The organism is Corynebacterium curieae, from assembly GCF_027570035.1.
Lineage (GTDB): Bacteria > Actinomycetota > Actinomycetes > Mycobacteriales > Mycobacteriaceae > Corynebacterium > Corynebacterium curieae.
Window position 1 is genome coordinate 1 of the sequence record NZ_JAKMUU010000010.1, and the last position, 26,817, is coordinate 26,817.

21 protein-coding genes are annotated in these 26,817 nt (G+C 55.2%); 16 read left to right on the plus strand and 5 right to left on the minus strand.

Annotated features, from left to right (window positions below):
• Positions 1-92: 92 nt before the first annotated feature.
• A complete protein-coding gene (locus tag L8V01_RS10960) occupies positions 93-2,018 on the plus strand; it encodes a class I SAM-dependent DNA methyltransferase (RefSeq protein WP_152687353.1) in 1,926 nt (641 codons plus the stop codon).
• A gap of 170 nt (positions 2,019-2,188) precedes the next feature.
• Here the strand turns inward: L8V01_RS10960 and L8V01_RS10965 are convergent, their stop codons facing one another.
• The 5 genes from L8V01_RS10965 to L8V01_RS10985 form a co-directional block, all read right to left on the minus strand.
• Positions 2,189-2,560 carry a hypothetical protein gene (locus L8V01_RS10965; RefSeq protein WP_152908302.1) on the minus strand — a complete coding sequence of 124 codons (372 nt, stop codon included), beginning with the start codon at positions 2,558-2,560 and terminating at the stop codon, positions 2,189-2,191.
• 583 nt (positions 2,561-3,143) lie between these two features.
• A complete protein-coding gene (locus L8V01_RS10970) occupies positions 3,144-4,094 on the minus strand; it encodes a replication protein RepA (protein WP_011116978.1) in 951 nt (316 codons plus the stop codon).
• 357 nt (positions 4,095-4,451) lie between these two features.
• Entirely contained in the window at positions 4,452-9,545 is a 5,094-nt protein-coding gene (locus L8V01_RS11955) for a DEAD/DEAH box helicase family protein (RefSeq protein ID WP_338081051.1), read from the minus strand.
• Positions 9,546-9,928: 383 nt separating this feature from the next.
• The gene (locus tag L8V01_RS10980) at positions 9,929-10,480 is read right to left on the minus strand and encodes a hypothetical protein (RefSeq protein ID WP_234288090.1); all 552 of its coding nucleotides are present in this window, start codon (positions 10,478-10,480) and stop codon (positions 9,929-9,931) included.
• 94 nt (positions 10,481-10,574) lie between these two features.
• The gene (locus L8V01_RS10985; protein ID WP_156794356.1) at positions 10,575-10,745 is read right to left on the minus strand and encodes a hypothetical protein; all 171 of its coding nucleotides are present in this window, start codon (positions 10,743-10,745) and stop codon (positions 10,575-10,577) included.
• 191 nt (positions 10,746-10,936) lie between these two features.
• On the opposite strand from L8V01_RS10985, the gene L8V01_RS10990 reads away from it, so the two are divergent.
• From L8V01_RS10990 to L8V01_RS11060, 15 genes are all read left to right on the plus strand, one after another.
• On the plus strand, positions 10,937-11,149 hold the full coding sequence (locus tag L8V01_RS10990) for a helix-turn-helix domain-containing protein (protein ID WP_168162316.1): 213 nt from the start codon (positions 10,937-10,939) through the stop codon (positions 11,147-11,149).
• 387 nt (positions 11,150-11,536) lie between these two features.
• Entirely contained in the window at positions 11,537-12,646 is a 1,110-nt protein-coding gene (locus L8V01_RS10995; protein ID WP_200287380.1) for a hypothetical protein, read from the plus strand.
• A 37-nt stretch (positions 12,647-12,683) separates the two neighbouring features.
• Positions 12,684-13,493: a DUF8176 domain-containing protein gene (locus L8V01_RS11000; protein WP_200287381.1), complete on the plus strand. Its 810-nt coding sequence runs from the start codon at positions 12,684-12,686 to the stop codon at positions 13,491-13,493.
• Positions 13,494-13,497: 4 nt separating this feature from the next.
• The gene (locus L8V01_RS11005) at positions 13,498-15,705 is read left to right on the plus strand and encodes a cutinase family protein (RefSeq protein ID WP_200287382.1); all 2,208 of its coding nucleotides are present in this window, start codon (positions 13,498-13,500) and stop codon (positions 15,703-15,705) included.
• Positions 15,705-16,331, plus strand: a complete 627-nt coding sequence (locus L8V01_RS11010; protein ID WP_070433084.1) for a DUF6668 family protein — start codon at positions 15,705-15,707, stop codon at positions 16,329-16,331. The genes L8V01_RS11005 and L8V01_RS11010 overlap by 1 nt, the downstream gene beginning before the upstream one ends.
• 16 nt (positions 16,332-16,347) lie before the next feature.
• Positions 16,348-16,644 (plus strand): hypothetical protein, encoded by a 297-nt coding sequence (locus tag L8V01_RS11015; protein WP_005326106.1) that lies wholly within the window; start codon positions 16,348-16,350, stop codon positions 16,642-16,644.
• 25 nt (positions 16,645-16,669) lie between these two features.
• Positions 16,670-16,936: a hypothetical protein gene (locus L8V01_RS11020; protein WP_234288091.1), complete on the plus strand. Its 267-nt coding sequence runs from the start codon at positions 16,670-16,672 to the stop codon at positions 16,934-16,936.
• 25 nt (positions 16,937-16,961) lie between these two features.
• The gene (locus L8V01_RS11025; protein ID WP_269947081.1) at positions 16,962-17,585 is read left to right on the plus strand and encodes a DUF8175 domain-containg protein; all 624 of its coding nucleotides are present in this window, start codon (positions 16,962-16,964) and stop codon (positions 17,583-17,585) included.
• A 26-nt stretch (positions 17,586-17,611) separates the two neighbouring features.
• Complete coding sequence (locus tag L8V01_RS11030; protein WP_200287384.1) at positions 17,612-18,454, plus strand: DUF8175 domain-containg protein; 843 nt, start codon at positions 17,612-17,614, stop codon at positions 18,452-18,454.
• A 359-nt stretch (positions 18,455-18,813) separates the two neighbouring features.
• Positions 18,814-20,244, plus strand: a complete 1,431-nt coding sequence (locus tag L8V01_RS11035) for a hypothetical protein (RefSeq protein WP_234288085.1) — start codon at positions 18,814-18,816, stop codon at positions 20,242-20,244.
• A 5-nt stretch (positions 20,245-20,249) separates the two neighbouring features.
• Positions 20,250-21,734, plus strand: coding sequence for an SCO6880 family protein (locus tag L8V01_RS11040; RefSeq protein ID WP_200287361.1), 1,485 nt, complete (start codon positions 20,250-20,252; stop codon positions 21,732-21,734).
• A 10-nt stretch (positions 21,735-21,744) separates the two neighbouring features.
• Positions 21,745-22,599 carry a hypothetical protein gene (locus tag L8V01_RS11045; protein WP_200287363.1) on the plus strand — a complete coding sequence of 285 codons (855 nt, stop codon included), beginning with the start codon at positions 21,745-21,747 and terminating at the stop codon, positions 22,597-22,599.
• A 30-nt stretch (positions 22,600-22,629) separates the two neighbouring features.
• A complete protein-coding gene (locus L8V01_RS11050) occupies positions 22,630-24,378 on the plus strand; it encodes an ATP/GTP-binding protein (RefSeq protein WP_200287365.1) in 1,749 nt (582 codons plus the stop codon).
• Positions 24,379-24,675, plus strand: coding sequence for a hypothetical protein (locus tag L8V01_RS11055; protein ID WP_200287367.1), 297 nt, complete (start codon positions 24,379-24,381; stop codon positions 24,673-24,675).
• Complete coding sequence (locus tag L8V01_RS11060) at positions 24,672-26,813, plus strand: peptidoglycan DD-metalloendopeptidase family protein (protein ID WP_234288086.1); 2,142 nt, start codon at positions 24,672-24,674, stop codon at positions 26,811-26,813. Before L8V01_RS11055 ends, L8V01_RS11060 begins: the two co-directional genes overlap by 4 nt.
• The last annotated feature ends 4 nt before the right edge of the window (positions 26,814-26,817 follow it).

A 26,817-nucleotide genomic window follows, 5' to 3' on the forward strand; every position in this document is an offset into this window, starting at 1 on the left:
GTTGCAGGTAGGTAAACAGCAGGTCAAAGTTTCCTTATGTCAATGGTGCCCTATTTGCTGAACCGTTGGCCTCGGAGTACTTCGACTACCAGATGCGCGAAGCATTGCTTGCTGCCTGCGACTTCGACTGGTCGACCATTGACGTCTCCGTCTTTGGTTCGTTGTTCCAATTGGTGAAATCGAAGGAAGCGCGCCGCAGCGACGGCGAACACTACACGTCTAAGGCCAACATCATGAAGACCATCGGCCCGCTGTTTTTGGACGAGCTGAGGGCTGAGGCCGATAAGTTGGTGTCTTCTCCGTCGACGTCGGTGGCCGCATTAGAGCGCTTCCGCGACTCCCTGTCTGAGCTGGTATTCGCTGATATGGCTTGTGGTTCTGGAAACTTCCTGCTTCTGGCGTATCGGGAGTTGCGCCGGATTGAAACCGACATCATTGTCGCTATACGCCAGCGCCGCGGTGAAACGGGCATGTCGTTGAATATTGAGTGGGAGCAGAAACTGTCCATTGGGCAGTTCTACGGCATTGAGCTGAATTGGTGGCCTGCCAAGATTGCTGAGACTGCCATGTTCCTAGTTGACCATCAGGCCAACAAGGAGCTTGCCAACGCTGTGGGTAGGCCTCCGGAGCGGTTGCCGATTAAGATTACCGCGCACATTGTGCACGGCAATGCCCTGCAGCTTGATTGGGCAGACATACTCTCGGCTTCTGCCGCCAAGACGTATATCTTCGGTAACCCGCCGTTTTTGGGGCATGCGACGAGAACTGCTGAACAAGCTCAAGAACTCCGAGACTTGTGGGGCACTAAGGACATTTCACGCTTGGACTACGTCACCGGCTGGCATGCAAAGTGCTTGGATTTCTTTAAGTCCCGAGAGGGTCGTTTTGCGTTTGTCACCACCAATTCAATTACTCAAGGTGATCAAGTTCCACGGCTATTTGGGCCTATCTTCAAAGCAGGGTGGCGTATTCGTTTCGCTCACCGCACGTTTGCGTGGGACTCTGAAGCACCCGGTAAAGCTGCTGTTCACTGCGTCATTGTTGGCTTCGATAAGGAGAGTCAACCACGTCCACGTCTGTGGGATTATCCCGATGTAAAGGGCGAGCCAGTCTCAGTGGAAGTAGGCCAGTCCATTAATGCCTATTTAGTAGACGGCCCTAATGTTCTTGTCGATAAATCCCGGCATCCTATTTCGTCGGAAATATCGCCCGCAACTTTTGGAAATATGGCGCGAGATGGCGGCAACCTTCTAGTTGAGGTCGACGAATACGACGAGGTTATGAGTGACCCCGTAGCGGCAAAGTATGTTCGCCCTTTCCGGGGTAGTCGAGAGCTAATGAACGGCTTAGATCGGTGGTGTCTATGGCTTGTAGATGTAGCACCGTCAGACATTGCCCAGAGTCCGGTTCTGAAAAAGCGTCTAGAAGCGGTTAAGTCTTTTCGAGCCGACAGTAAAGCGGCAAGTACACGGAAAATGGCTGAAACTCCGCACTTATTCGGCCAGCGGTCGCAACCGGATACTGATTACCTTTGCCTGCCGAAGGTAGTAAGCGAACGCCGCTCGTATTTCACCGTACAAAGGTATCCATCAAACGTAATCGCTTCTGACCTAGTATTCCATGCTCAAGATCCAGACGGCCTGATGTTTGCGCTAGCGTCGTCGTCGATGTTCATTACGTGGCAGAAAAGCATCGGAGGACGACTCAAGTCTGATCTCCGTTTTGCTAACACTTTGACGTGGAATACTTTCCCAGTGCCAGAACTCGACGAGAAGACGCGGCAGCGAATTATTAAAGCGGGCAAGAAGGTGCTCGACGCCCGCGCGCTGCACCCAGAACGCTCGCTGGCCGAGCACTACAACCCACTCGCGATGGCACCGGAACTCATCAAAGCGCATGATGCGCTCGACCGCGAGGTGGATAAAGCGTTTGGCGCGCCACGAAAGCTGACAACTGTTCGGCAGCGCCAGGAGCTATTGTTTGCCAATTACGAAAAACTCATCTCACACCAGCCCTAGAAGGCTTGATATGTCTTGCCATATGGCGGGACATATGTTTAGGCATATGTTATAGCGTATGTTCCGCCATAGGGCCTAACCCTGACGTGTCCACTGTCCGGGGGTTAGGCCCGCGTTCACAACGTCGCGGGAAGTACGCGCCCGAACCATCGATAGGCTCGAGACGAATGCTAGTAGAGCACGGCAGTCATCGGGGAGTTGTTAATTATGGCTGTCTTGGCTTCTAACTCAGCATGTGAAGGGGAAACCTCGATAGGGGAGCTCTTACATCTAATTTTCGTATCATGAAAAATACGATAACTAAATCCAACCGTAACCGTCCCACCATCCTTCACTAACGCTTTGTCTCTTCCCCAGTGACAATTGCTTACGATCCCATCGCACTCAACGCGCGGGAACGTAAAAATCTTGTGGAACCACCAGCTCACCCAAGTTGGTTTGAAAACCGTGCGGATTTCGCGGCAGTCTACAAAGTTCTCTACGTTTTTATCGTCTTCCAACTCTAGGTACCCTTTCTCAACAGGAATGGTCGAAGCACTCACATCAGCTACACTGACCAAAGCAGCATAGCTAACCCCCGATGTGTCCACTGTCCGGGGTCAGGCCCGTGGTTGTTGTGGGGTGTTTTGGTGGCAACCAAATCTTTGATTTGGGCGGCAGCCCAACGAGCCGTAAGGCGAGGCGGGAGCATAAACAGTAACCCGTAGTGAACGGTTTTGTTGGTTGATCAGCTGGGGATATAGATCTACAGGGATATAGTTATAAGCCACCTGGGAAAATAGGTAAACCCGCAGGTAAAACCCTGTGTATAAGTGCCTTTATGTGTCAACTTATGCGCAGGCATGTGTCAACTTATGCGCAGGCATGTGTCAACTTATGCGCAGGCATGTGTCAACTTATGCGCAGGCTCTTTTTCTGTGTGTCAACTTATGCGCAGGTTGAGCTGGGAGAACCTGCCATGTGTCAACTTATGCGCAGGCATGTGTCAACTTATGCGCAGTAGTCTCATGTGGGTTTCCGTATGGGTAAATCAGCGCAGCCGTATTTTGCGTGAGGGTAAATCTGTGCACGCTGTTTTGGGCAAAAAGAAAGCGCCCCGTAGGGCGCTAGTCTTCCGTGTTCGGTTTAGTCGAGTTCGGGGCGCGGTGGCTTCTGGTGAACTGATGGAGCAGTCCTCGTGACCGTTACGCCGTCTGTGTTGGCTTCAATTCCCGAGTTCGGCCATACCTTTGAAACTTCTTCGATTGCTTCCTTTGTGCGTCGTCTGAAGTCTCGCATCTGAGTCGTAGAGGTTATCTCTGAGGTGGCGAAGTTGGCGGCGATCATGTCCCAAGTGAAGGTGTAGGCTTCGCGGTTGTTTTTAGCCAGCCAGTATTGCTTTACGGTAAGCCAGATGTAAATGTCCATCGAACGTGGTTTGTTGAGCTCGCGCAGTACATTGAGGTCGATGGGGATGGGGGCTTCGGCAATGTGCTTGAAGAACTGGGGGGTTAGGACGAGTTCTGATTCCATGAAGCTTCCCTGGTTGGGGTCGCGGGGGTCGAACCAGAGGTTCCAGTCTTCGAGGATTTGGGTGTTGCGTCCGCGTGCGTGAACGCCGTCGTCGCTTTGGACAGTGATGAAAGAACCTGCGATGCGTAGGAGCTGCTCGCGGATATTTTTCAGGTTTCCGGTTGCTCCTCCGGTGCCGCGTCCGGTGATGCCGATTGCTTGGAGGAAGTGGCTCATGGAGTGTCCTAGTGGAATGCGGCAGGCTTCTTCGTGGGTGATTTTTCCTTCTTTGAGGCGTCCGGCATTAGCTACGGCGCGGGTGATGATATAGGCCATGATGAGCCTGGGGTACTTGCCGTAGGGGACTCCTCGTTGGGAGAGGATGGTGATTGTTCCCTGTGGGGTTTCGACGGTGCGGTTGTTTCCCTCGGTTTTGCGGTAGGGGAAGAGTGCTTGGACGAATAGTTTAGAGGTGTAGCCGACGTCCTGGGCTTGGAGGAGTTCTTGTGCGGCGTCGTGTTCTTGCCTGCGGGCTAGTTCTTTGACTGCTTCGAGCTTGGCGCGGCGCTCGTCTCGGGGCTGCATGGTGTCGTAGTCTCCTTTCGGACTATCGGCACCGACCGTGTTGTGCTTTGCTCACTGTCCGTGTGGAAGTGGTAAAGTCTGAATCGACACGGTCGGTGTCGTTTTTCGTTTGGACCCCCGCTAGAGCGCCAACTCTATGATGCGGGGGTTTCCTCGTTTTGAGGAATGTGCGCGCCCTGGACTTGAACCGAGGGTGTGTGCCGCTCGCGCTGCGCACCCCATGAGTGTGGGGTGCGGCTTTTTATTTTCTCCGCCTATTAAATCACACCGGTGTGATTTAATAGCTGGAATTTCGCAGGAAGGTCTGCGCGTGTTGCGTGTTCTGCGTTCATTGTACATGCTGCGTTGAGGGGTGTGCTACAGCTCATTTCCGTTATCGTCCTCTTGTTCTTCGTCTAGGGGCTGGGATGAGTTTTCTTCTTGGCCGTCACTGTGGGGGCTATTGCTTGTTTCATCTCCAAGGCCGAGTCCGTCGAGGAAGTCCATGCTTGTCTGTGCTTCGGGGTGAAGTTCAGGGTCGGCAGGAGGATCCATAAGTGCAGTGTCTCCTGCTGTGTGGGAGATGGGTTTGCTGTCTGGGTGGCAGATCATTCCTGTATCGCGCATGAACCCGGTGGGGTTGAGCTCTAGGGAGTAGCCGGGGCTGCGCCCTTTGCTGGCGAGTCGGCTGGCATATTCTTGGCGTCGGCGAACTTCTGCGTCGGAGGCGTCGAAGTCAGCCAGGCGTTGAGTGACCGTGTTGAGTTCTTTGCGAGCCGAGTCCAGCTGGTCTTGCTGGGGGAAGGACTCTGGGTCCCCGAGTTGGTCAATATCGTCGATTGTTTGCTGATGGTTGGTGATGTCTGCGCGGGTTTGGTCAACGCGGTCGGGGGCTGAGCGCACCGTATTTTCTAGCTGGGTGAGCAGTCCGCTTTGTTTGTTCTTGATTTCTTCAGGAGTAATGCCCGAGTGCGCGTAGGTGGGGTCAATGACCCATTTTTCAATGGCGTCACGGCCTACTTGCCCGAAGTCGGATTTAACCTGAACGCTGCCATTAATCGCGTCGAAACGTGCCGCAAACGAGATTCCAGCGATAGTACCTACTGGCTGGTAGTCGGTGCTGCGCGAGTCTTTGACCTCTTTGAGACGGTTAATAAGGGCGCTAGTGGCTTCTTCGCGGGAGTCTTGATGGGAGTTGTTGATATTCCAGGTGCGCTCCTTTGAGTCGGTGTCTGCCCATTGTTCTGCTTGGTCTACTAGTCCTTCGGTTCGGTCTAGGCGTCGTTGGGCGCGGGCGAGGCCTTCTTGTGCTTGCCTGCGGGTGAGAACGTTGGATTCGGCGAGTGCTGTGTGTTCATCGGCGGCAGCTTCGAGCTTTTCTACCTGTTTGGTGAGCTCTGCTTTGCGCACGAAGTCAGGGTTTCCGGTAGCGATAGCCTTGTTTTGGGCCATGGCTTCTAGGTCGTTGTCTTCGAGCGGGGCAATTGAGCGCATGGAGCGGTCAGCATTCCAGAATTGGTTGGTAAACCGGCCTTTGCGCTCGATAGTGGCCCAAGAATGCCCGTCGTAGGTGCCGCGTCCAACGTAGGTATAGCGGGCGACTTCGTCGTTCTGGTTGCCTTGGCGGAAGAAACGTCCGTCCTGCTGCTCTAGGTCGGCAGGACGCCAGGGAACGTCTACGTGGTGGATAGCAACGCCGCGAGATTGGATATTTGCGCCGGTTCCTAGCTTGGCCGTATTGGCAATAAGCACATCGACTTTGCCGTTATTGCAGTCGTCAAAAAGCTGGGTGCGCTTATTATCCCAGTCGTGGATAAAGCGAATGCGGTCTTTATCCATGCCGGCTTCGACAAGCTGGTCGCGGATTGCCTCATACATGGAGAATGACCCGTCAGGCTTGGGCACTCCCTTATCGCAGAAAATAAGCTGTAGACCACCACGATTAGGCGAAATATTGCCCTGCTGGTCGGTGTACTCGTTGTCTTTATTGTCCTGCCACTCGCGCACGACGTTTTGGACAACAGCATGAACTCGACCGACACCTTGGGCGGGCGGAAGGTTAGCCAATTCTGGCGAGAGCGTGGCGTTTTTGCCGTCGCTCATAATCTTTAGGGCATTGTCGATTTTGGGGTTGTCTGGCTGATTATCTTCGCGCCAGGAAAGATCTTGAATTAAGTCCTTGGTTTCTTGGTCTACGTCGAATTCCACGACGGTAGTCTCACCGCCTTTAATGCTGGGTAGCTTGCGCGGAATATCGTCGCGGGTGATGGTGTCGGCCATGGGCGCGCACATTTGGGCCAGCTCTGCAAGGTTTTCATAGCTGGCAATGCGGGTTTGTGGCTTGATTTTATTGCCAGCGGTAAAGCCAATTTCGCTGCGCTTCGAGGTGAAGTTTTGCGCCCAGGAGTTCACACCATGCATGCCTGCTTCGTGGAGAAGATCGGGCCGAAGATAGTTGAGCATGGTGTAGATTTCGGCGATGGAATTGGCAATAGGCGTACCAGTGGCAAAGGTGGCAATAGGATGGTCGCTGCCTTTTTCTCCGCGTAGGTAGCGCAGTTTCACGTCGAGGTCAGTAGCGCGGTCAGAGCCTTCTTCGGCAAGGTCAGCCAGCTTGGATACGCGCCGGAGGTTTTTATAATTGTGGGCCTCGTCGACAATGATGTAGTCGCCGCGCGTTTGATCCCAAGGGATTGTGTCGCCGCGAGAAATCTTGTCGATTTTTTGGTTCATGCTCTGCTCGAACTTGTCGCGCTTTTGCTCGATTCGGCGCGTGTTATCGCGGCGGGTCTGCTCGTCTACCTCGTTGTCTTGGATTTCCTGCAGGTCGCGCTCGAACTCGTCTAAGACGCTGTCGCGGTAGTCGCGCAGGTAGTCAGCGGACATGCTCATCTCACCGAACGAGCTCATAGAGACAATGACTAGCTCCCAGTCATTGGCTGCGGCTTGGGCAAGAAGACGCTGACGGTCATCTTTGCGGCTGCTGCCACTGCGGGTTTCTACCAGCATATTCGCACCGGGGAACCACTGCTTTGCCTCAATTCCTACCTGCTCTACGAGGTGGTTAGGAACCACCATCCAAGGCTGTTTAGCAACGCCGAGGCGCTTTAGCTCCATGGCACCCATGAGCATGCTGCCGGTTTTACCGGCACCGACAACGTGGTTTAGCAGCACACCTGGTTCGTTGAGCATGCGCTCGACTGCGTTGAGCTGATATGGGTAGGGCTTGTAGCGGTCGCTAATGCCTGCAATCTCGCGGCGAGAACCGTCATAGCTGGGGGCAACAACACCATTGAGCGTGCGGTTATAGACGTCAACTAGGCGCTCATAGCGCGCTGGGTCTTGGGTGACCCAGCGGGAAAAGTGCTTTTCTAGTCCTTCCACCTTGGAACCGGCAAAGGCAGAAGCCTTGCGGTGGACGACTAGCGCATTTTCTCCGTAGCCTTTATCCAGCTTGGCGTATTTGGACATGTTGAGCTGCGGCGGGCGCATGTTCATGGTGTCTTCAATGAGCTTTGCTGCCGAGTAGACAGTGGCGTCGGCACCAGAGTGGGCGATACCAGCATGGCTGAAATCCTTAAACTCTTCATCATTGAAGTTGTATTGGCCATTTGCGTTAGCCGCGCGCACGCCCCATTTCAGATCGACTTCTTCTCGCGTGTGCCAATCCTTTGGCGTGCTGACAAACCATTCATCGGCGCGGTTGTTTACTGTGACTCGATTGTGCAGGCTGGCGGGAATATCCAAGGTGTCAATGATGAAATCGCGGTAGACATCATCAGGTATCCACGTCGCACCTAGACTCATCTTGATTCCGCTGGTGACCTTGTCCGGCAACGCTTCTTCCAAGCCTGCGACATTGGGAAGAAAGCGCGGATCGTTGTGCGCGACCTGGCGGGCAGTTTCCAGCTTGGGATAGATAGACCCAGAAAGGTACTTGGTTGCTGGAACCCACTCGTCAGGGCGGTGCGGGTGACGAAAAGCAACCTTATTTTCGGTCAGCTCGCGGGCAAGGGCGTCTTCGTCGGTATTTCCCAAAAGCTCTGCAAAGGTGGCAGTAGTCATGGGCAAGTTATGGTTTTGAGCGATAACTACCGCGTCCTGGGCCGAATCGGCACTGGTAGGAGTATCGATAGAGCGCAGTGGGTTAGTAGTAAACAGCGGGCCCTTGGTGGCCTGCTGGGTATCGTCATTGAAGTCTTCGAGTGCTAGAACAGCCGTGACATACGGGTCGCGGCGCAGTGCGCCAGAAAGGTGCAGTTGCTTGCGCTGCTCGCGGGTGCTGGGCTGCTTGGCTTCGTCCCATAGCCGTGCGGTGACTTCCTCGGGTAGTTCCCCCTCGAAAGGGCGATCATCGACGGCGTTGTGCTTGCGCCACAGGTCAACCTTTTTCTCGAAGTCAGCCGAGATACGCTCTGGCGTCTTTTCCTTGGCAGCTTGGACAGTAAAGCGATTAAGCGGGCCGTAAGTGCTGGCGTAAGCGTCGTATTGAGTGTTAAGAACCTCGCGTAGTGCGGGAAGCTCGTCTTCTTGCCCCTCGCGGCAGGCTTCTAGGACTGCTTCGGTGGTATTGCGCAGGTCAACAATGGCTTTCCATTCCTGCTGGTATTTCTTAGCGCATTTGACGTCTTCCCATGCGGACTCGCCGCTGCCACCGATGGGATTAAGCTGCTGGAATTGCACGCTGCCGTCGTCATTGTCGATATAGCGCAATGCGCCCAAAGTATCTTGAAGCTGTTCTCGGCGGGCCTCAATAAGGCCAGAGACGTCTAGTTGTTCGGCGTGGTTAATCGTTTCTGGACTAGCGGTAAGCCCCTGGCCGTTGGCGACAGCAGTAGAAATATCGCGGCGTAAAATATCGCCCAGCTGGTCTGCCACGTTGTCCGTATTGTCGCTGCGTACCTCTAGGGTTGGCCCGAACTGGGAAGAAACTTCCCTCCACGTACCGAGTACGTGGTCTGGATTATCTGCGAAGAACTTATTTATCGCACGGGTGGTATCGCCCACCGTAATGGACTGTTTCCGGCAGAATTCCTCGGTACGCGCACTAGGTTCCTGATTTTCGTCGCGGACACGGAAGACGAGAACATCAGTGCCTACTTCGGTGCCAGCAAAATCGGCAAAAGCACCGTTTGAGCCGCCAGGCAGGCGCACGCCAGTGATGAAATCGGCGCGGTCAGTAAGTGCTTGCTGCACGCTGGTAGCCCCGCGCCCAGCCGAATCGGCAGAGTGCTGGGAGGTTAGAACAGCAACATAGCCACCTGGGGCGGTCAAGTCGATGGACTTGGAAATGAAGTAGTTGTGCGTGGATAGGCCCGCACGGTTGTGGTGCGGGTCGTAAGGTGCGGTCTGGGAGAAAGGAACATTGCCGATGGTGGCGACGAAGGAGTTATCGGCAATTGAGGTATCCGCGAAGTCTTCGCGACGAATCTGCGACTCGGGGTAGCGAGCATTAGCGATAAGCGCGCTCATAGGGTCGCGCTCAATGCCTACAACGTCTGCACCCTCGGGGGCCGCGTCAATAAATCCACCTGCTCCAACTCCGGGTTCGAGCACCTTTCCCTCGGTATATCCTGCGGTGCGAAGGCTATCCCAGATGGTGGAAGTAAGGCTTGGGGGAGTGTAATAGGCGGTAAGAATTGTGCGCCTAGCTGCCGTGTATTCGTCGTCGCTTAGTAGCTCGCGAAGACGCTGGCGGGCAGGTGCGTAGCGCTCGTTGTGTTCATCGAAGACCTGGGAGAAAGCACCCCAAGAGCGGTATTGTTCCAGCGCCTGGCGCTGGCTATCATCAAGACTGTCACCGTCTCGGTAGGCAATAGCCGCCTCAATCGCGGCGATATTTGTCCAAACCGGATCTAGTTGAGCGTCATTGCGTGATTGACCTTCGCCTCGAAGGCGGGAAGAAGTGTCGAGTCCTGCTCGGTCGGGTACTCCTTGTTCTGATGGTCGCTGACTTGCAGTAGTGCCGTTGCCACCAGCAGCCACTTCGAGCTCTTCTCCGGCCACAGGCTCGCTGCTAGTTCGTTGAGTGCGTCGTTGTCGGGAAGGAGATTCCACTGAGTCATCCACAGATTCGGGGAGGTGAGAACCTGCAGGCTCGGTGGATTCATCTCGTCGTGGAGAAGATTGTCCTCGATTACTTCCTGGGTGAGCGGGTCGAGCCACTCGCTGCGGACTTCCTCGCTCGCCTGCTGGTCGGCCAGATTCAGAAGCTGTCCCCGCGTTAGTGCGTCGACTGTCTGCTTGCCCGTCTTCTGCTTCCAACGGTCGGTGAGTATCTGCAGATTCCTCGCGGAGGTCTGCTCCCACTGACTCATCATTGCTTCGTAGGTCTCGGTCAACTCCGGCTCGCTTAGTTCGCGTCCTGCGTCCTGATAGGCCTGCTGGATTGTCGCTTTGTAGATCATTGGTGCTTTCTCCTAAGAAGTCGAAAAGGGAGATCTGATTGGGGTCTTCTTTCTTCTTCCTCGCCATGGCCCCGAATTCTATGGGGCTAAAAACCTAGTGCGCTAGACCTTTTTTAACCAGACAGCGTTCTCCAAGGTATCTGGCAAGACTCTCAGAAATGGCCTGAACGATCAGCGCATTCATCGTTGTATGCTGACAGATAGCCATATGATGCAGCTCTTCTTTGAGGTGTGCATCAATACGAAAGGTGACTTTGGTATCCATAAATGCCCTCCTAGCAGGGCTAAGTGTTACCTATATAAAATGGTTCAAGAAAACCTCGACAAAGCCAGCTTTATGGCCCGAGGTAGAAACGAGAATAGACAAAAAGCGCAAAAGGCGCAATACGCGCAGAACGCGCAGAGTGTGCCAATCGCGTGATTGACGCCAGCTGGAGTGGATGTAATATGACCGACATGACTACAGGAGACGCTGAGCAGACCAACGAAGAAGTGTGGCTGACCTCGGGAGAAGCTGCAGAACTGCTTCCCAACGTCTCTCGACGTTCGGTGCAGGCGTGGGCCGCGTCCGGAAAAATTGACGGAGTTGTCCGCTTGCCGAGTGGTCGATACCGGATTCCAAAATCTTCCTTAGAAGAATTGCTCAACGGGATACCCCCGCAGGAGTAGCGAAAGCTGTAGCTTTCTTGCCCGTTAGGGCTGGTCAGACACCCCAGAATGTTCCATTCTGGGGTGTTTTTCTGTAAAAAGCAGCAAAATGCGGACATATCATCAACTAATAAGAATGTTAACACCCGCCCCGAGATGGGGGTATTGGCCCGTTTTATTGCTGTGAATTAAATTCGGGAATTTCGGTAAATAAAGGAGAAAGTCCCAGTGCATAAAGGGAAAGTAAACGCATGTGAAAACCTTGGGGAAAGTTAAAAGGCAAAAATAATAAACAATTGCTGTTGGAATGGCACAGGGCTTGCGCCACAATGGAGTGCGACGCAGAACGCGCAGAACGCGCAGAACGCGCAAAATGAGAAATGACGCACACATTGTAGAGAGGGACCAATGGTCAATATCCGCACCGCTATTTCCACAAGCGCCGCCACGCTCGTCGCCTTGAGTGCTGTTACTGGCGTAAGCGCTGCCTCGGCGCAGGCCGAGGAATCTACTGGTGCCCAGCCCGGCACGGATACCACCGCCTCCGATGATTCCGACGCACAAGCTGCAAGCGAAGCACAGCCTGGTACGGACACCGATAACAACTCCGCGGGCAACAACGGCGGGGAAGAAGAATCCGCCGCTGCCAATAACGCCCAGCCGGGAACCGAGATCGACGCGCAGCTTCCTAACCAGTCCAATATTCCGGCTCAGCCAGCTAACAATGCGCAGCCAGGTACCGAGACTGCTCCGACTGCCTCCAACGAATCTCAGCCGGGCACCGAAGCTGAAACTCCGGCACCAAAGCCGGTGGAATCTGACAATGGCAACAACAACTCCGCAACCCCACAGTGGAGCGATGAAGTTATCTCCGAACAGCCGGCAGCAGAACCTGCCATTAACAATGAGCCGGTAGACATTGCTACCGAGCCGACTTACCAGCCTGCCGTCCACACCACTGAGCCAGCAGTAGAAGAACAGCCAATCGCCGACCAGCCTGCTGTGGTGCCACAAAACGGTGAGGCAGAAGACGCTAGTGAAGTAGAGGACATTCAGCCGGTAGAAGAAAATCATCAGCCTGCCCCACAGGCCGTTGAATCGGCTCCTGTACAGCCAGAACAGCCGGAACAGCCAACACCAGCCTCGGCTCCTGTACCTAGCCAGCCGGAGCCTGCCCCAGCTGCGCCGGTAGAAACCAACGAAGTAGAAGGCGCGTCAGCGACCGTGAGTGCGCCAGGAATCACGGTTACCGCGCAGGGCACCGCCCAGCCCTTCGATGGCGATGTGACGATTTCTACCGCAGCCGGAGAAAACACCGTTGCGCTTCCAGCGAATGAGGTGGCCTTCATTCAGCAAGCAGGCCAAAACGCAGCGTCTACGCTGCCGGAGTACGCCCAGGAAAACCTCAATAACCTGCACAACGCGGTTATCGACCACGTGGAAAACCTGCCTACTTCCCAAAGCGGTGAACTGGGCGCAGTGTCGGCAGATATGACCATCGACCACAAGACCGTCTAATTTGTCTGCGGCAACAGCCGAGAAATGAGGAATACCCATGGACGACTGGCTTGACGCACTAAACAACCAGGACAAGGACAAAAACTCTTCCAAGCCGGAGCTACGCGCCCTCGACGGGGCTAACGAGAGCACAAAAGCGGAAGAAGACGTAGCCGATAAGCAGCCGGAACAGCCTGTAGAGGAGAAACCGCAGCCAAAAAAGAAGCCGAAGGCTGTTAAAAAGCCCAAGCTATCTCGTCCGGCACGCAACGAGAATGAAGAGAGCGCACCCTCTGAGCCGAAAAAGCGCGGATCTGCAGCGCCGATAGCACTCGGTGTAGCCGTACTCGCATTGGTAGCCATTGGCGCTGCAACCTACCTGAACCAGGGGAGCGATTCGCCCGAGACGACCGAAGCACAGGGCGAAACCGAACAATCCTCGCCGGTTGCTGACCAAGTGGAGCAAAAGGGCCCGCAACCCATCTCTGATACTTCGAAAGAAGTCGCAGAGGTCGGAGATCGTTGCGGGGGAAACAATGACGTTGATGTCTCCCAGGAGGACTCACCGCGTGCAGCTATCGCCAAGTTTGAAAAGGCTTATTTTGATGCCGACGCCAATGGCGTCAAGGCGTCTTTGACCAAAGACAGCGAAATGCAAAAGCAGGACTGGATGAAGATTCTGCCCAAGGCTGCTCCCGAAGGTACGACCTGGTGCTTGACTATGCAGCCGTCCGAGGGAGATACGACCTCCGTAGAGCTAGAGGTCAAGCAACCCAAGGAAGACAAGCCAACTCTTTACAAGCAAAAAGTAACCGCCAAGGACAACCACGGAACGTGGGCTGTTCACTCCATTGGACGAGAGGACTAAGACGGTGAAACCGATAAAAGCCGCATTCTCCTACGCCGCCACGGCTTCCGTTGTAGCCATGTTCGGCCTGTCTGTACCTACCGCTATGGCCCAGACCGAGACCGAAAAGAAGGAAGTCTCCGACGACAAATGCGCTGATATTCAGCTCGTTCTTGTCAATGGCACCTTTGACACGTCCGCGCAGGAAGACTCTACTCACGACCATGGCTTCGGCTCGAAAATCGCCGGGCCTGCCATGCGTGAAGGAAACCCAAGCACCCCGAAAGACCCATCGGGCGGTATTAGCTTGGAGCAAGCAGAAGACTCCTCTGAGTCCACCTCAGCCCAAACAACTGCAGAAGCAGTCACGGACAACCACACCCAACTTATTGCCGCTGACTCCAATGACTTGTGGGGCAGCGGAGATAAAAAGACTGGTGAGAACTCTAGCGACAGCAACGACCTCTGGGGGTCGGAGGGCGATTCGGACGATTCCACAGATTCCAATAGCAACGCTAACGACCTGTGGGGAGACGCCGAGACGTCTAAGGACGAAAACTCTGCAGATTCAAATGATCCGTGGAACAACACAGACAAAGACAGTGCAAAGAGCACCGAAGAGTCTGACAGCGATAGCGAGTCTGCAGACTCACTATGGGAAGACGCTCCGAAAAACGACACTGACGAGTGGAAGACCGAGCACAAGGACACGGTAGAAAAAGACGGCACGCGGATTGCCCGTACCTACGTCACCTACCCAGCTGCTGCAGGCGGCGCCTTTGTGCCAGGACTGAAACCATCGGCGCCTGTTGCTTATTCCGAGTCGATGGAAAAGGGCGCACAAAACACCGCAAAGGTACTGCAAGAAGTAGCTAACAACTGCCCAAACACGAAGGTCTTTTTGGCCGGACACTCCCAAGGCGCACAAGTAGCTTCCACCATTGCCCGTGAAATCGGCTCCGGAGAGTCCGATTTCCCAGCTGACAAGGTAGCTGGCGTAGCCCTGTTTTCTGACCCCACACGAGACAAGGGCGTAGAAGTCATGCAGGGCGGCGCTTCTACTCCAGAAGCCGTACCCGGAACTGACGGCGGAAACATTAAGCAGGTAGGAGACTTTAGCTCTCCAGAACAAGACAGGCTCGATGGCGCAGGCATGGGCCTGGACAAGACCGGAGGAAAAGACTTCGGAGAGCTCGCCTCCCGCACCGCGTCGTGGTGCTCGGAAGGCGACCTTGTCTGCGACCTGCCTGTTTCAGGGCGACTTTCTGACCTTGTTGTTGGCACCGCAGAACGCCTTGACCTGCACGACCCAGAAGAATCTCTTCAAGCCGTAAGCGACACCTTGGGCCCTGCCGTTCGGCTCGGCGGCATTGATGATGTCAAAGGCGGAGGAATCGACTTCGGTAAAGGCGGATTTAAGGTCGAATCGGTCAGTGACAACGAAGTTCCTGGATTAGCTGCTGAACCATCGACAGCACCCAGCTCTAGCGCAGAGTCTGCCGATAGCGAAACGACGTCTACTACCGCAGAGGAAACGACATCGGCGAAGTCCAAGGGCCCGTCAGCCTCTGCTACTGCAACTTCTGAGGCGGAGTCTGCTTCTCAGTCTGGCGAGGTAGACCTAATTTCGACCATTTCCCGCGACGGTGCTCGTAGTAAGTCCATGGAAGAAGCACGCGGGCCAATTGGCGGGGAACTTATCGGAGACCTTGGAAAATCTACTGTTGCTGCAGTCAGCAAGCTTGGTGGAATGGCCCTGGGTAAGGGAATCACCATTGCCAAGAAGGCAGTAACCGTCGAGAACCTCGCACAGGTTGTCTCGGCAGGTGTTACCAATCCGAAGGCAGGATTGGCTGTTGCTGCAGCCAAGCTCGCTGACGCCGCACTAGAAGTCCTAACCCCAGAGACGGTTACCGGCATGGCCGATGAAGTCTTCAAAGAAATCGATGTGCTGGGAATTACCGGTGATGGACTAGCGGAAACTGCTGTACAAGCAGCAGGACATGGAAACGCCCACAACTCCTACGGAAGCCGACCTGCCACAGCAGACGGTCGAAGTGCCATTGACGCCACCGTTGATTGGGTAGTCGCTTCCAGCCGTGATGTCGCCGGAGATGAAGTGCGACCAGAAGCCGTACAAGCAGCAGGACTGGACAACGCCACCTACAACGCGGACGAGGCCAAGCAAGCCCTCGACCAGGTGACCAACTTCAAAAAGGAGCTGATGGGCTAATGACCTCCCAAGACACGGCAGCAGCACAACCAAAACCCCTCAAGCGCGTAGCGCTTAACGGGTTAGGCAATGACCTTGCAGACACCCGCCTTGCCCCCGAGGGGGAAATGGATCCGCTTATCTGGCTTGTCGCTGCCCACGGCGGCGCAGGAGCTACCTACCTAGCTCACGCGCTGGCACCCTTTGGCGACGCCGGCCAGTTGTGGCCAGTCCATGACAAATACCCGTGGTGCGTGATTGTCGCGCGAACCACCCGTGCAGGACTAGAAGCAGCACACGACCTGGCACTGCAAGACCAGTCCAACAAGACAGGTGGTTGCCGCGTCTTGGGAATCATCTTGGTTGCTGACGCACCTGGAAAGCTGCCCCGCAGCTTAGAACAGCGCATCACAGTTCTGGAAAAAACCGTCCCGACCATCTGGCGGGTGGACTACTTCGACGATTGGCGTGAGTCAACCGTCGACGAACTTCCCCAATGGTCACCACTCGACGACGAACCGGAGGACGAAGAGCCCACAAAGTTCTGGCAAAAGAAAAAAGAATCCCCTGACCTCGTTCACAAATCCGTGCGCTCAATCGGGCAAGACCTTGTAGAGCGCGCCCGCGAAGCCAACAAACACCTCTAAACCGAAAGGAAAATCCATGTCTCTGACCCAAACCGCAGCCAACATCCACTCCCAGATTCTCGCGCAGGTTCCCGGCCAAGACCTAAGCCCACAAGCACCTGGTGACTTCGGCGAAAAAGTAGACCGTGGCCTCAACTTCGGCGTTTATATCGGCCTGGTCGTTGCCGTGGCTGGCGTGATTTCCATTGGCGCATCCATGGTTCTCTCCCGTCGCGAGGGAACCAGCGAAGAAGCCACCTCTGCCGCGCTGCGTGTCGGCGTCGGCTGCTTGATTATCGGCGGTGCCGGAACCATCGTCGCAGCACTTATCTAGCACCACTACGTAAGGAGAACTGCTCGTGATTCTTGCCCAAGGCCCACCATCAACCCCACAAGACCTCCCGCAAGAAGTGTGGGGAACGGGCTGGCAGTGGCTGCAATACGCACTGTATGTCTCCCTAGCCGTTTCCGTTTTGGCAGTAATCATCCTCGGCGCGCTCATGGCCGCAGACAAAAACCGTGGCGAAGCAGTATCGGCAACCTCCCCCACAACCGCCGCACTGAAAATCGCTCTTGGCGTTCTTATCGCTAGTTCTGCTGCCACCATCGCGTCGTGGTTCGTCTAACTAACTACACCTCCGAAAGGAAGACATGAACATCACCCGCCTCAGCGCAGCCGCAGCCATTGTCGCGGCCACGCTTGGACTAGCGGCCTGTGGCTCCGACGAGCCAGAGCAGCCCACCGAGGCGAGCGATCAGCCCACCGTTGACCTAGAAGCAGTACCCGAGAACGCTTCGTGGTCTTCGGTCGGGGGGATCGGTACGCCGGTGGATTCCAACGACGGGCCAGAGGAAAGTGAACCTGTCCCGCATGGTTACTCGCATACCCCACAGGGCGCAGTGCAGGCAGCAATTAACGGTCAGGTCATGCTTGCTACTGCAGACGATCAAACCTGGCCCAACGTTGCCTCGGACATGACTGCTCCAGGCCCTGGACGAGACCAATGGGCGCAAGGACGCTCTTTGATGTCGGTGGAAGGCAACGTAGATAAGAAAGACGCCGCAGTCTTCAAGGGCTTCAAAATCACCGACTACACCGACGACAAAGCGCAAGTGCTACTTGCCGCCGATTATCCCGACGTAGGACTCACGGTCTATCCCGTGCAACTTGTCTGGCAAGCAGACGACTGGAAGTTGGTTCTTCCAGACCAAGACCACGCCCCTGACCTCCACAAGCTAGAAAGCCTCGACGGCTTTACCGAATACGCACAGTAAAAGCGCAAACAGCGGAAGAAGGCCACATGGAAACGAAGAACTCCCGAAAAATCTGGGCGATTGTCATTGCAATTGTCGTCCTTGTCATTGCAATTGTTGCCGCATTTTTCATTGGAAAAGGCATGGATTCGCAGGATGGTGACCGAGAAAATTCTCAAGAGGTAGCAGAAAGCGACGAAGGTTCGAACAAAGACGAACCGGCAAACGCGGACGCCTCCGACGACTCTTCTAAATGGGCTGAGGATTCCTCTGATGTGTTTGGACGTAGTCTTCGGACACCGAAAAACGGATCTGGGCAGCCCATGGGAAAAATTAAGAAAGTGGATAACTTCCAGTGTGAAAGTGAGGAAGAACCGTCGAAACTAACGATCGAGAGAGTCCACAGCGCTGAGACACTTTGGTCTGAGAACCAAGGGCCGGGACATGTAACGGACGAAGGTGTTCCTTCTCAATACGCGCATACCCCTGAAGGGGCGGTTCTTTCTGCGTGGAATAGTAACGCGCTTGTTCAAATGGGCGGACATGATGTTGCCTTGCGTACCTTGAAACAGCAGTTCACAGGGGGGCATGCGAAAGAAGCGGTGGAAACGCTTGAATCTAACGCTTCTGCGGGTTCCAGCGCATCTGTTTCTGCTGCTGCTCCAGAGGCGTTCCGTATCACCAGTTGCAGCCAAGAACGGGTAATCGGAGACGTAGCGGTGCCTATGCCTACTGACGCTAAGGGAAATCCCGATAACAAGACTTGGATGGTTATTCGAGTGTCAGCTAAGTGGGAAGACGGTGATTGGAAAGCCGAGCTAGATGAAGTGAAGCAGTCGGTTGAGGATGAAATCGGCAATCTTGATGGGTGGGAACAGTGGAAGTTCTAAAAAAGCTGTTAACCGCTGTGGGAGTCCTTCTTGTAGTGGCCTTTGCTTCTCCTGTAGCTCAAGCCCAGGAAGCGAAAGATGAATTTGGCCAGCATGTGGAGGATTGTATAGCTGATTCATTGAAGCATGAGGACGAGACTCGTCTATTTGGGGAAGATAATAGTGATAAAGACCCAAATGACCCTGACTTTCAGAATTCTTTTACAGGGAAATGGACAAAAGCAGGATGTCAATTAGGTCAAGCTATTCGCCATCCAGTAGCTGCCGTTTCTTCAGGTCTATCAGAGTTCTGGGGCGATCCCGTCGGTGATTTCACCAAGGCTGTTCTTGAGGGTAATAACCAAGCACTCCAGACAGTTATGACGTTCTGGATGGACTGGCGTATGGACAAAAACATCATGGACGGGTCTGTCCAAGGCGTGAAGAACATCGTGCTTGGAATTGCTGGTATGGCGCTGATTTCTTCCTTGATTATTGGCGGCATGCACATGGCTTATGACCGAAGACAAGGCGTTGCCGACGGTCTAGAAAGTATGGGAAAGAATATCGGCAGCTACCTGCTATTTTCCACACTCATCGTGGGATTGGGAACGGGAGCAATAGTTGCTTCTGATCAGCTTGCAGATTGGGTTATGAAGCAATTTGGCGCGAGCGATGCCGAATCGGTTCTCGGTGCTTCTGAGCTAAATGAGGAAATGGGCGGGCCGATCCTTATGCTGGCGCTGGCCGGTGTGGGTGTTGCTGGCTCCATCATGCAGATCGTTTCTTTAGCGACCCGTACTTTGCTCTTCCCGATTGCATTGGGCATGACGCCAGCGTTAGCTGCCTTCTCTTATACGAATATTGGACGACAAGGCCTTAATCACGTGGTGTCTATGTTGATTGCTTGTGTGCTTTTCAAGCCGATTTCAGCGCTGTTGTATTGCGTGACTTTTTGGCAGTCAGCGTCTGGCGGCGAGGACATGATGTCTGCAGTGATGACCGTTTTGATGGTGGCTGCTGCCGGATTTTCCGGCCCTGCGCTGGTGCGCACCGTTGCCCCGTTCGTCTCACAAGCAGGCGGCGGTGGTGCAGGTTCAATGCTGTCTGGTGCGGCAGGACTCGCGGGTGCTGCAGGAGGTGCTATCGGTATGGCCGGTGGCGCACTGATAGGCGGTGCCGGTGGTGCTGTTGCAGGCGCGAAGGCTGGTTCCTCTGCAAAGAATGCAGCTCCGGGCGGTGGAGCAGGGGGATCGGGAAGCAGCCCGCTTGGCGGCGGTTCCGGTGGAAGCCCTCTCGGTGGCGGTTCCGGAGGCTCCGGGGGCTCTGGCGGATCTGGCGGATCTGGGGGTTCTGCTGGTGCAGGCCCGGCAAGTCGTGGCGATTCTGGCACCACGGCTTCTGGTTCCAGCCAAGGTAGCAGTTCGCGTGCGGTATCTCCCGGTGGCTCGAGGTCTGGTGCAGCTAGTACGTCCGGCAGTGAAGGTGCGAGTGTTCGCCCAGCCAACTCGGGCGCTGGCGGTAGTGCGGCTGGCGGTAGTGCGGCTGGCGCAGGAGCGCGTGGTGCCGCAGCAGGAACGGGAGGCGCGCGCCGCACCACCATGAGCGGTGCCACAGGTGGTTCTCGTCTCGGAGGGGCTGCTCGGGGAGCACGCCGCGGAGTAAGCCGAGGCGTGCGAACTGGACGCGTATTAGCAGGACAAGGAGCACGCGGCGGTCGTGCCGCAGGCTCAGCAGCACGTCAAATCCAAGGAATCCTCGATGAGTCCATTGGTCAACAAGGCAACTATCACGGAAATGTAAGGAGGTAAAAGCCATGGCAGATAACGTAGACGTCCCCGTGTACGCGCTCGGCCAGCCTAGCCGTCGTACTGGTATCGGTGGCTTTTCGATGAAAACCACCATCGTTCTAGGCGCGGGCTTCATCGGCTTTTTGGTTTGCCAGCTCGGCGGAATGCAGAAAATCGGCTTTCTGGTGGTGCTTCCAATCACCGTGATTATCGCCTTGCTGGTCTCGCTTAATGTGGGCGGGCGCTCGGTAGCCCAGGTATCGGAGATGATTTTTCAGGACTGGCGTCGCCGTGCTCGCGGCGACAACGTCTATATCTCTGGGCCCTCGTCGCGGTTAGCAGGAGGCCGCTACCGCCTTCCCGGTTCGCTGGCACGTACCGAACTACTTGAAGGAACAGACGCGGTAGGCCGAGACTTCGGCGTGGTCTTTGACCGTCACCGCCGCGAAGCCACAGTTCTCTTTTCCTGCCAATTGTCAGGACAAACCGCTATGACTCAGGAAGAACGCAATGACATGACGGCTAATTGGGGCCGCTGGCTGGCCGGCCTGTCACTGTCAGGTGACGTGGTCTCCACTGTCTTTGTTACGAACTCTCGCCCTGATACTGGCGAGCTGGTGGCTAAGGAAGTCCAGGCAACGGTTCACGACGACGCGCCCGAGGTAGCAAAGCGCATTATGCAAGAAGCCTCTGATGAATTGTCGGTCGGAATCCCTGAGACAGAAGCTCATATCGCAGTCACGTTGAAAGTGAGCGTGGCTGAACCAGACGACACTAGCTTCTTGCAGCTAATTGGCACCCGGCTTCCCGGCCTGTACGAGGAACTGACCTGGTCGGGAATCCAGGCAGCGCCCATGGATGCAGAAGAAGTCTGCGCACGCGCACACAAGTTCTTTAACCCTGCCGCCGAAGGCGACTTTGAAGAGATTTCCGTTGGCGGAAACACCCACGATCTTGAATGGTTCGACGCGGGCCCAGCGTTCCATGACGTGCGCAAGAACGTCTATCGCCATGATGGTGTGTCTTCGGTGACGTGGGAAATGGCCTCTGCGCCCCGCTCTACGTTTGAAGACACCTTGCTCGGCAACTTGATTGCACCGCATGCACGCATTGACCGTAAGCGCGTCGCGCTGGTTTACCGCCCGTATGAGGCTGGTACAGGTGCTTCCCGTGTGGAGGCAGAGCACCGAGACGCGATGGTGGCGGCTAACTCATCAAAGAAAATCCGGTCGGCTGCTGCTGAAATGCGTCTAGAGCACACCGAAGCAGCGCGTAGAGCACAAGCACGCGGTGCGCAGTTGGGACGCTACAGCCTGTTTGTCACTGCCACGACAGAAGATGAAGAACTTCTGGGGCGTATTCGCCACGACGTCAAGCAGCTAGGAGCACAAGCCAACCTGCGGTTGCGCGAGATGTCGCGCCAGCAAGACGCAGGGTTCATCACGTCGTGCGGGCTTGGCCAGATTCCATGGACGAAGGAATCTACGTCCGCGCTGGCGGCACAAGGATAGGGGAAATTAGGTGCTTTTCGGACTTTTTGGCAAAAAGAACAAGGCGGGTCGCACTCTGTCACGCCTGACGAACGTGCAGCTGCATGCTTCTCGTGACAAGGCAGGATTTTCCTTTGGCGCAGTCATTCGCCAAACCCCGCGCGCTACGGCAACGGTGTGTTTCCAAGTTGATAACCCAGATGAGATTAGCTCGGAGAAGATCTGGGATTGGGAGCAGGCTATTTCTGAAGATGAGTCGGTCATTTCTACTGCTTACACCGTCGATTCCACGGGTAGCTATATGTCTGTCACCTTTAAGCAGCTCGATAAAACAGAGCGCAAGGACTCCAACGAGGCCTTGACCCGCCTTGCCGCGCAGCTGCCTGACTTTTATGAATTCGGCGAGGTGGTCTCGACTCCTATGACTGACGAACAAATCTATGCCCGCGTAGCGAATGCTGTCGGCACTTCAACTGGACAGTGGCCAGAGCTCAAGGTGGACACGGTGGAAGAGACCACCGCAACTATCACTTTTGACGATGTGGCGGCAATCAGTTTCGACGTTATGGACGACGGGGACTTGGACGCTTTGCTTCGTGAGCTTGTGTTGGAGGGTGAACTTGCCGGTGTAGCGCGTTGGACACGAATCTTTAGGCCTGGATCGGAATCCGAGGAACACGACCCAGGCCGACATTCCGGGATTCTCACAGTCGCGGCGGAAGCAGGCGTGGAACAGATAGAAAACGCCGCAGCGGCACTAATTAGCGAGTTGTCAGCAGTAGAGCGCCTTCGAGTACGCCGCATTTATGGCCGACAAATGGCGGGCTTCCTCGCAGGCTTAGGCATCGGCGAGCTGGCGTGGGACGCAGAAAAAGTAACGGTTTAGACACGGGATTCTAGGGAGCAGATTAAAGCAATGGGCACGCACGATGCAGAAATGATTACCCTCCACGAGCAGATCTTGGACGGCGAGAAGGAAACTCCGTCCCGCTGGTCGAGTGAGGGTAGGCGCTATCGCAAGTGGAAGAAGACGAGTCAGAAGCACGCCGAAGCCATTGAGCGCCAGCGCCGACGTGCTGGCGGCGCCATGCCGGTGCGCGGCGAAAAGCCTTTTACCATCATGAAACCACGCGGCTTTACCGGCCATCACGCAGGCTACATGGCCGTTCAAAATGGCCCGATGGAGTGGCAGACGACGACCAATCTAGGCTGCGGCTTCAACCCCAATGTCATTGGTGCCCCTGCACCGATTATCGGAACGCCACTAGGTCGCCATGTCACTACGGGCGCGGCAGTAGGCTGTGACCCCTTGTCATGGTTTCGAGAAGGAATTATCGCTAACCCTTCCTGCTTTATTCTCTCGCTCCCGTCGCTAGGAAAGTCCACCCTAGTGCGCAAAATGCTCATGGGAGGGGCCTCCAATGGGCAGATTACGATTGCCGCAGGCGATATTAAAGGCGAATATGTCGGCTTTACCCACCAAGTCCACGGCCAGGTCATTACTGTTGGCCACGGCTATGGGCACATCAATCCTCTTGATGTGGGCGCGCTCGGTCGTGTTATCCCACAGCTAGAAGCCAAGCGCGCAGAACTTATGTCCTCTGAGCGAGACGAGGCTGCAACAGAAAACGAAGATATTTCTCTGCAAAACATTGAAGACTTGCTCAACCGCGCAAAAGAGCAAGTCCATGGCCGTCAGGTCACGATGGTGACCACGCTGGTTAGCTTAGGTCGCGGTGGTGGCGTTCAAGACTATGAGTCCATGCTCATTTCTGCGGCACTGCGCGGAATGTACGAAGAAGAACGTATCGACTGGGAAAACCCGCCAGTGCTCAAAGACCTGATCGCCTACATCGAGCGCGGCCCGCAGTGGCTGCGCAAGCTCGGCAGAGCAGAGACTAACGAACAGTGGAATGCGCGTATTGACGCGCTTGTCCTTTCCCTTAACTCGCTGCTTGACGGCGCTACAGGCCGTATCTTTGACGGTCAGACTACTACTCCGATTGAGGTAGATTCACCGGCTATTTGTATCGACGTCTCCGCTATTGATCGTGGTGATTCCGCGATGAAAGCAGCGGTCATGATGGCCTGCTGGGGTTCTGCCTTCGGTGCCATTGAGGCTTCACACATGCTCGCCGATGCCGGCCTTGGCCCTCAGCGCTACTTCAATCTGTGCCTCGATGAGATGTGGCAGGTGCTCTCGTCGGCTCCTGGCATGGTCGGCCAGATTGACGCTTTGACGCGCCTAAACCGTACAGACGCGACTGCGCTGTTTATGATTACCCACACTTTCAAAGACCTAGAGGCCTTGCCGACTGAAGAAGATCGCAAGACAGCAATGGGCTTTATTGAGCGTGCTGGCATGGTTATTTGCGGCGGACTTCCCACCAGTGAGCTGGATATTTTGTCTACGCAGTTGGAGTTTTCACCTGCCGAAGCAGAGATGATTGTCTCGTGGTCTCGCGGTGCGCCTCCTGCGCGTTCACGCACTCGGGGTGCGAGGGCAACCCCGCCTGGTCGTGGCCGATTCATGATTAAGCCTGCCAAGGACGGTTCGCCAGGTATTCCGGTACAGACAATGCTTTTCCCGACCGAAGTCCAAGAACAGCTACACAATACGAATGCCCGCTTCGAGGACTTCTTCTTGGAAGGTGAGGGGGCATAGATGTCTGGCTTTGTAAGTCCTTTTGATGAGTCCACTAAACGCCAGGCCATGGCGGAATTTCAAGCAACGTGGAAAGAATATTCCTCTGCGTCTGCCGCAGCGAAAGCAATCGCTAAAGACTGGGGCATGGGCCGCACAACGCTTACGGAATGGCTGCAAGAAGAAAACCTCTGGCCGTCTCCCACGGTCAAGCAGGTTCAGCACCTGCAACGAGAAATTAACCGCCTAAAGCGGCGAAATGAGCATCTGCAAGAAGAAAACGAGCGACTACGACGACTAAGGAGTCAAGACGGATGAAGAAGGTTATCGGCATTGCCGTCGCTATCGTCCTATTTCTCGTCCTTATCATCGTCGTTGTCCTAGATGGCGGTAACGAGGATGAAGTATGTGCCGAAGATGAAGGCGGATCGGGCTCAGGTGATGTTGTTGTTGATGGTGACTTTGCTTACCCGAGTGATAAGAACGCTACCCAGGAAACCTCACCTTTTGGCCCACGCGAGGGCGGTATGCACTTCGGTCTAGACATTGCAGGCCCGCGAGGTACTCCTATTTACGCTTTCGCAGATGGTCGCGTTATCCAAGCCCAAGACTCTGGTGTGCAAGGCTTCGGCGGCTGGGTTGTCGTGGAACATGACATTGACGGGAAGAAAATTCAAACCGTGTACGGTCACGAAGAACCTGGTCAGGTCAAGGTCAAGACCGGCGACAAAGTTACTAAGGGCCAGCACATTGCTGATATGGGCAGTGCCGGTCAGTCTTCTGGCCCTCACCTGCACTTCGAGGTTGTCGAGGGTGACCGAGCAGCAGGCGGGGAGCGCGTCGACCCTAAGCCGTGGCTGGATAAGGCCGAAGAAGGCAAAAAGGGCGGCGGAGATTCCGACAAGAAGGACAAAGACTCTAAAAAGAACTCGGACGGCGGAGGAAAAGTCCTTGTCGTAGGCGATTCCATTTCCAATGGTGCGCGCAGCCAAATCGAAAGCGCGATTCCAGGAGCCGAAGTCAGGGCCAAAGACTCCAAGCAATACGCAGCCGGTATGCAAGAAATCGACGACGGAGACCAATTCGACACTGTAGTCATGGCCCTAGGCACGAACGGCGAAGTGGGACAAGACCAGTTCGACGCGGCTAAAGACAAAATTGGTGACGCCAACTTGGTTCTTATGACCATCGCCGGTGTACCTCACGCCGACAGCTTTAATAACTCGGTGAAAAAGTCTGGGTATGACTACTTCGACTGGGCAGCAGAGGCGAATAAAGACCCCGGAATGCTTGTTGATGGAGTCCATCCCGGCCCATCTGGATCGAAGATCTTCGCTGACACTATGGCCGAGACCGTAGGCGGCGGAAGCAAGAAAAGCTCGGATAGTGGCAGCAAGAAGAGCAAGTCTAAAGGCAGCGGACAGCCCGCTGACGAAAAGGGCGGATTCGAGGGGCTTTCTGGCCGTCAGCTCGCCTTGGCGAAGCAGATCGTTGCAATTGGCGAGAGCATGCACGTCGATGAGAAAGGTCGACAGATTGCTGTAGCTACCGCTAAGCACGAGTCCCAGCTACAGGTCTACGCCAACGATGGAGTTATTACCCCAGAAGAACAAAGCGGTATGGCCGACGATGTGACGTCCGAAAAGCTCAAGGAGTCGCTGGATTTCCCGCACGATGCAGTAAGTAGTGACCACGGCTCTGTGGGCACCTTCCAGCAGCAGGTCGGTATTTGGGGTGAGGTAGAAGAACTGATGAACCCAGCAGTTCAGGCCAAAAACTTCTATGAACATCTCGAAGACGTCGATTACCAAGGAATGGAAGTAGGTGCAGCCGCAAGTACGGTTCAGGGAAACGATACGGGTACGGGCGTTTACCAGCAGGAAGCGGATATTGCGACCAAACTGGTAGATAAATATCGCGGTGCAGGCAAGGACTTGTCCGAGGAAGAAATTGAAGCCTTGGGCGAGGCCAACGTAGGTGACGGCTGTGATACCGAAGCCGGAAACGGCGATTCCAGCGATGATCCGGCACCGTCTGGCGAGCTTGGCGAGCGCATTGTCGCCGCAGCACGTAAAGAATTCGGTTATCCCTACGTATGGGGCGGTGGCGACGAAAACGGCCCGACGAAGGGACAAGACGGCGGAGAAGAAGGCTACGACTGCTCCGGACTTGTTCTCCGTGCGGTGGCTGTCGCTACCAAGGGCAAGGTCAAGCTACCTCACCAGACACAAGCACAAGCTAAAGACGAGCACCTGAAAAAGGTTGACTGGGAGGACAAGAAACCTGGCGACATCATTCTCATCGGCGGCGATGGAGCAGAACACCACGTTGCGATCTACTCCGGCAAGAAAGACGGAAAGGACAAATGGATCGAGGCTCAAACCTATGGCGTGGACTCCGGTGAATACGACGTACGCACCGATGAGCCACATCAAGCGTATCGAGTAAGCGAATAAGAAA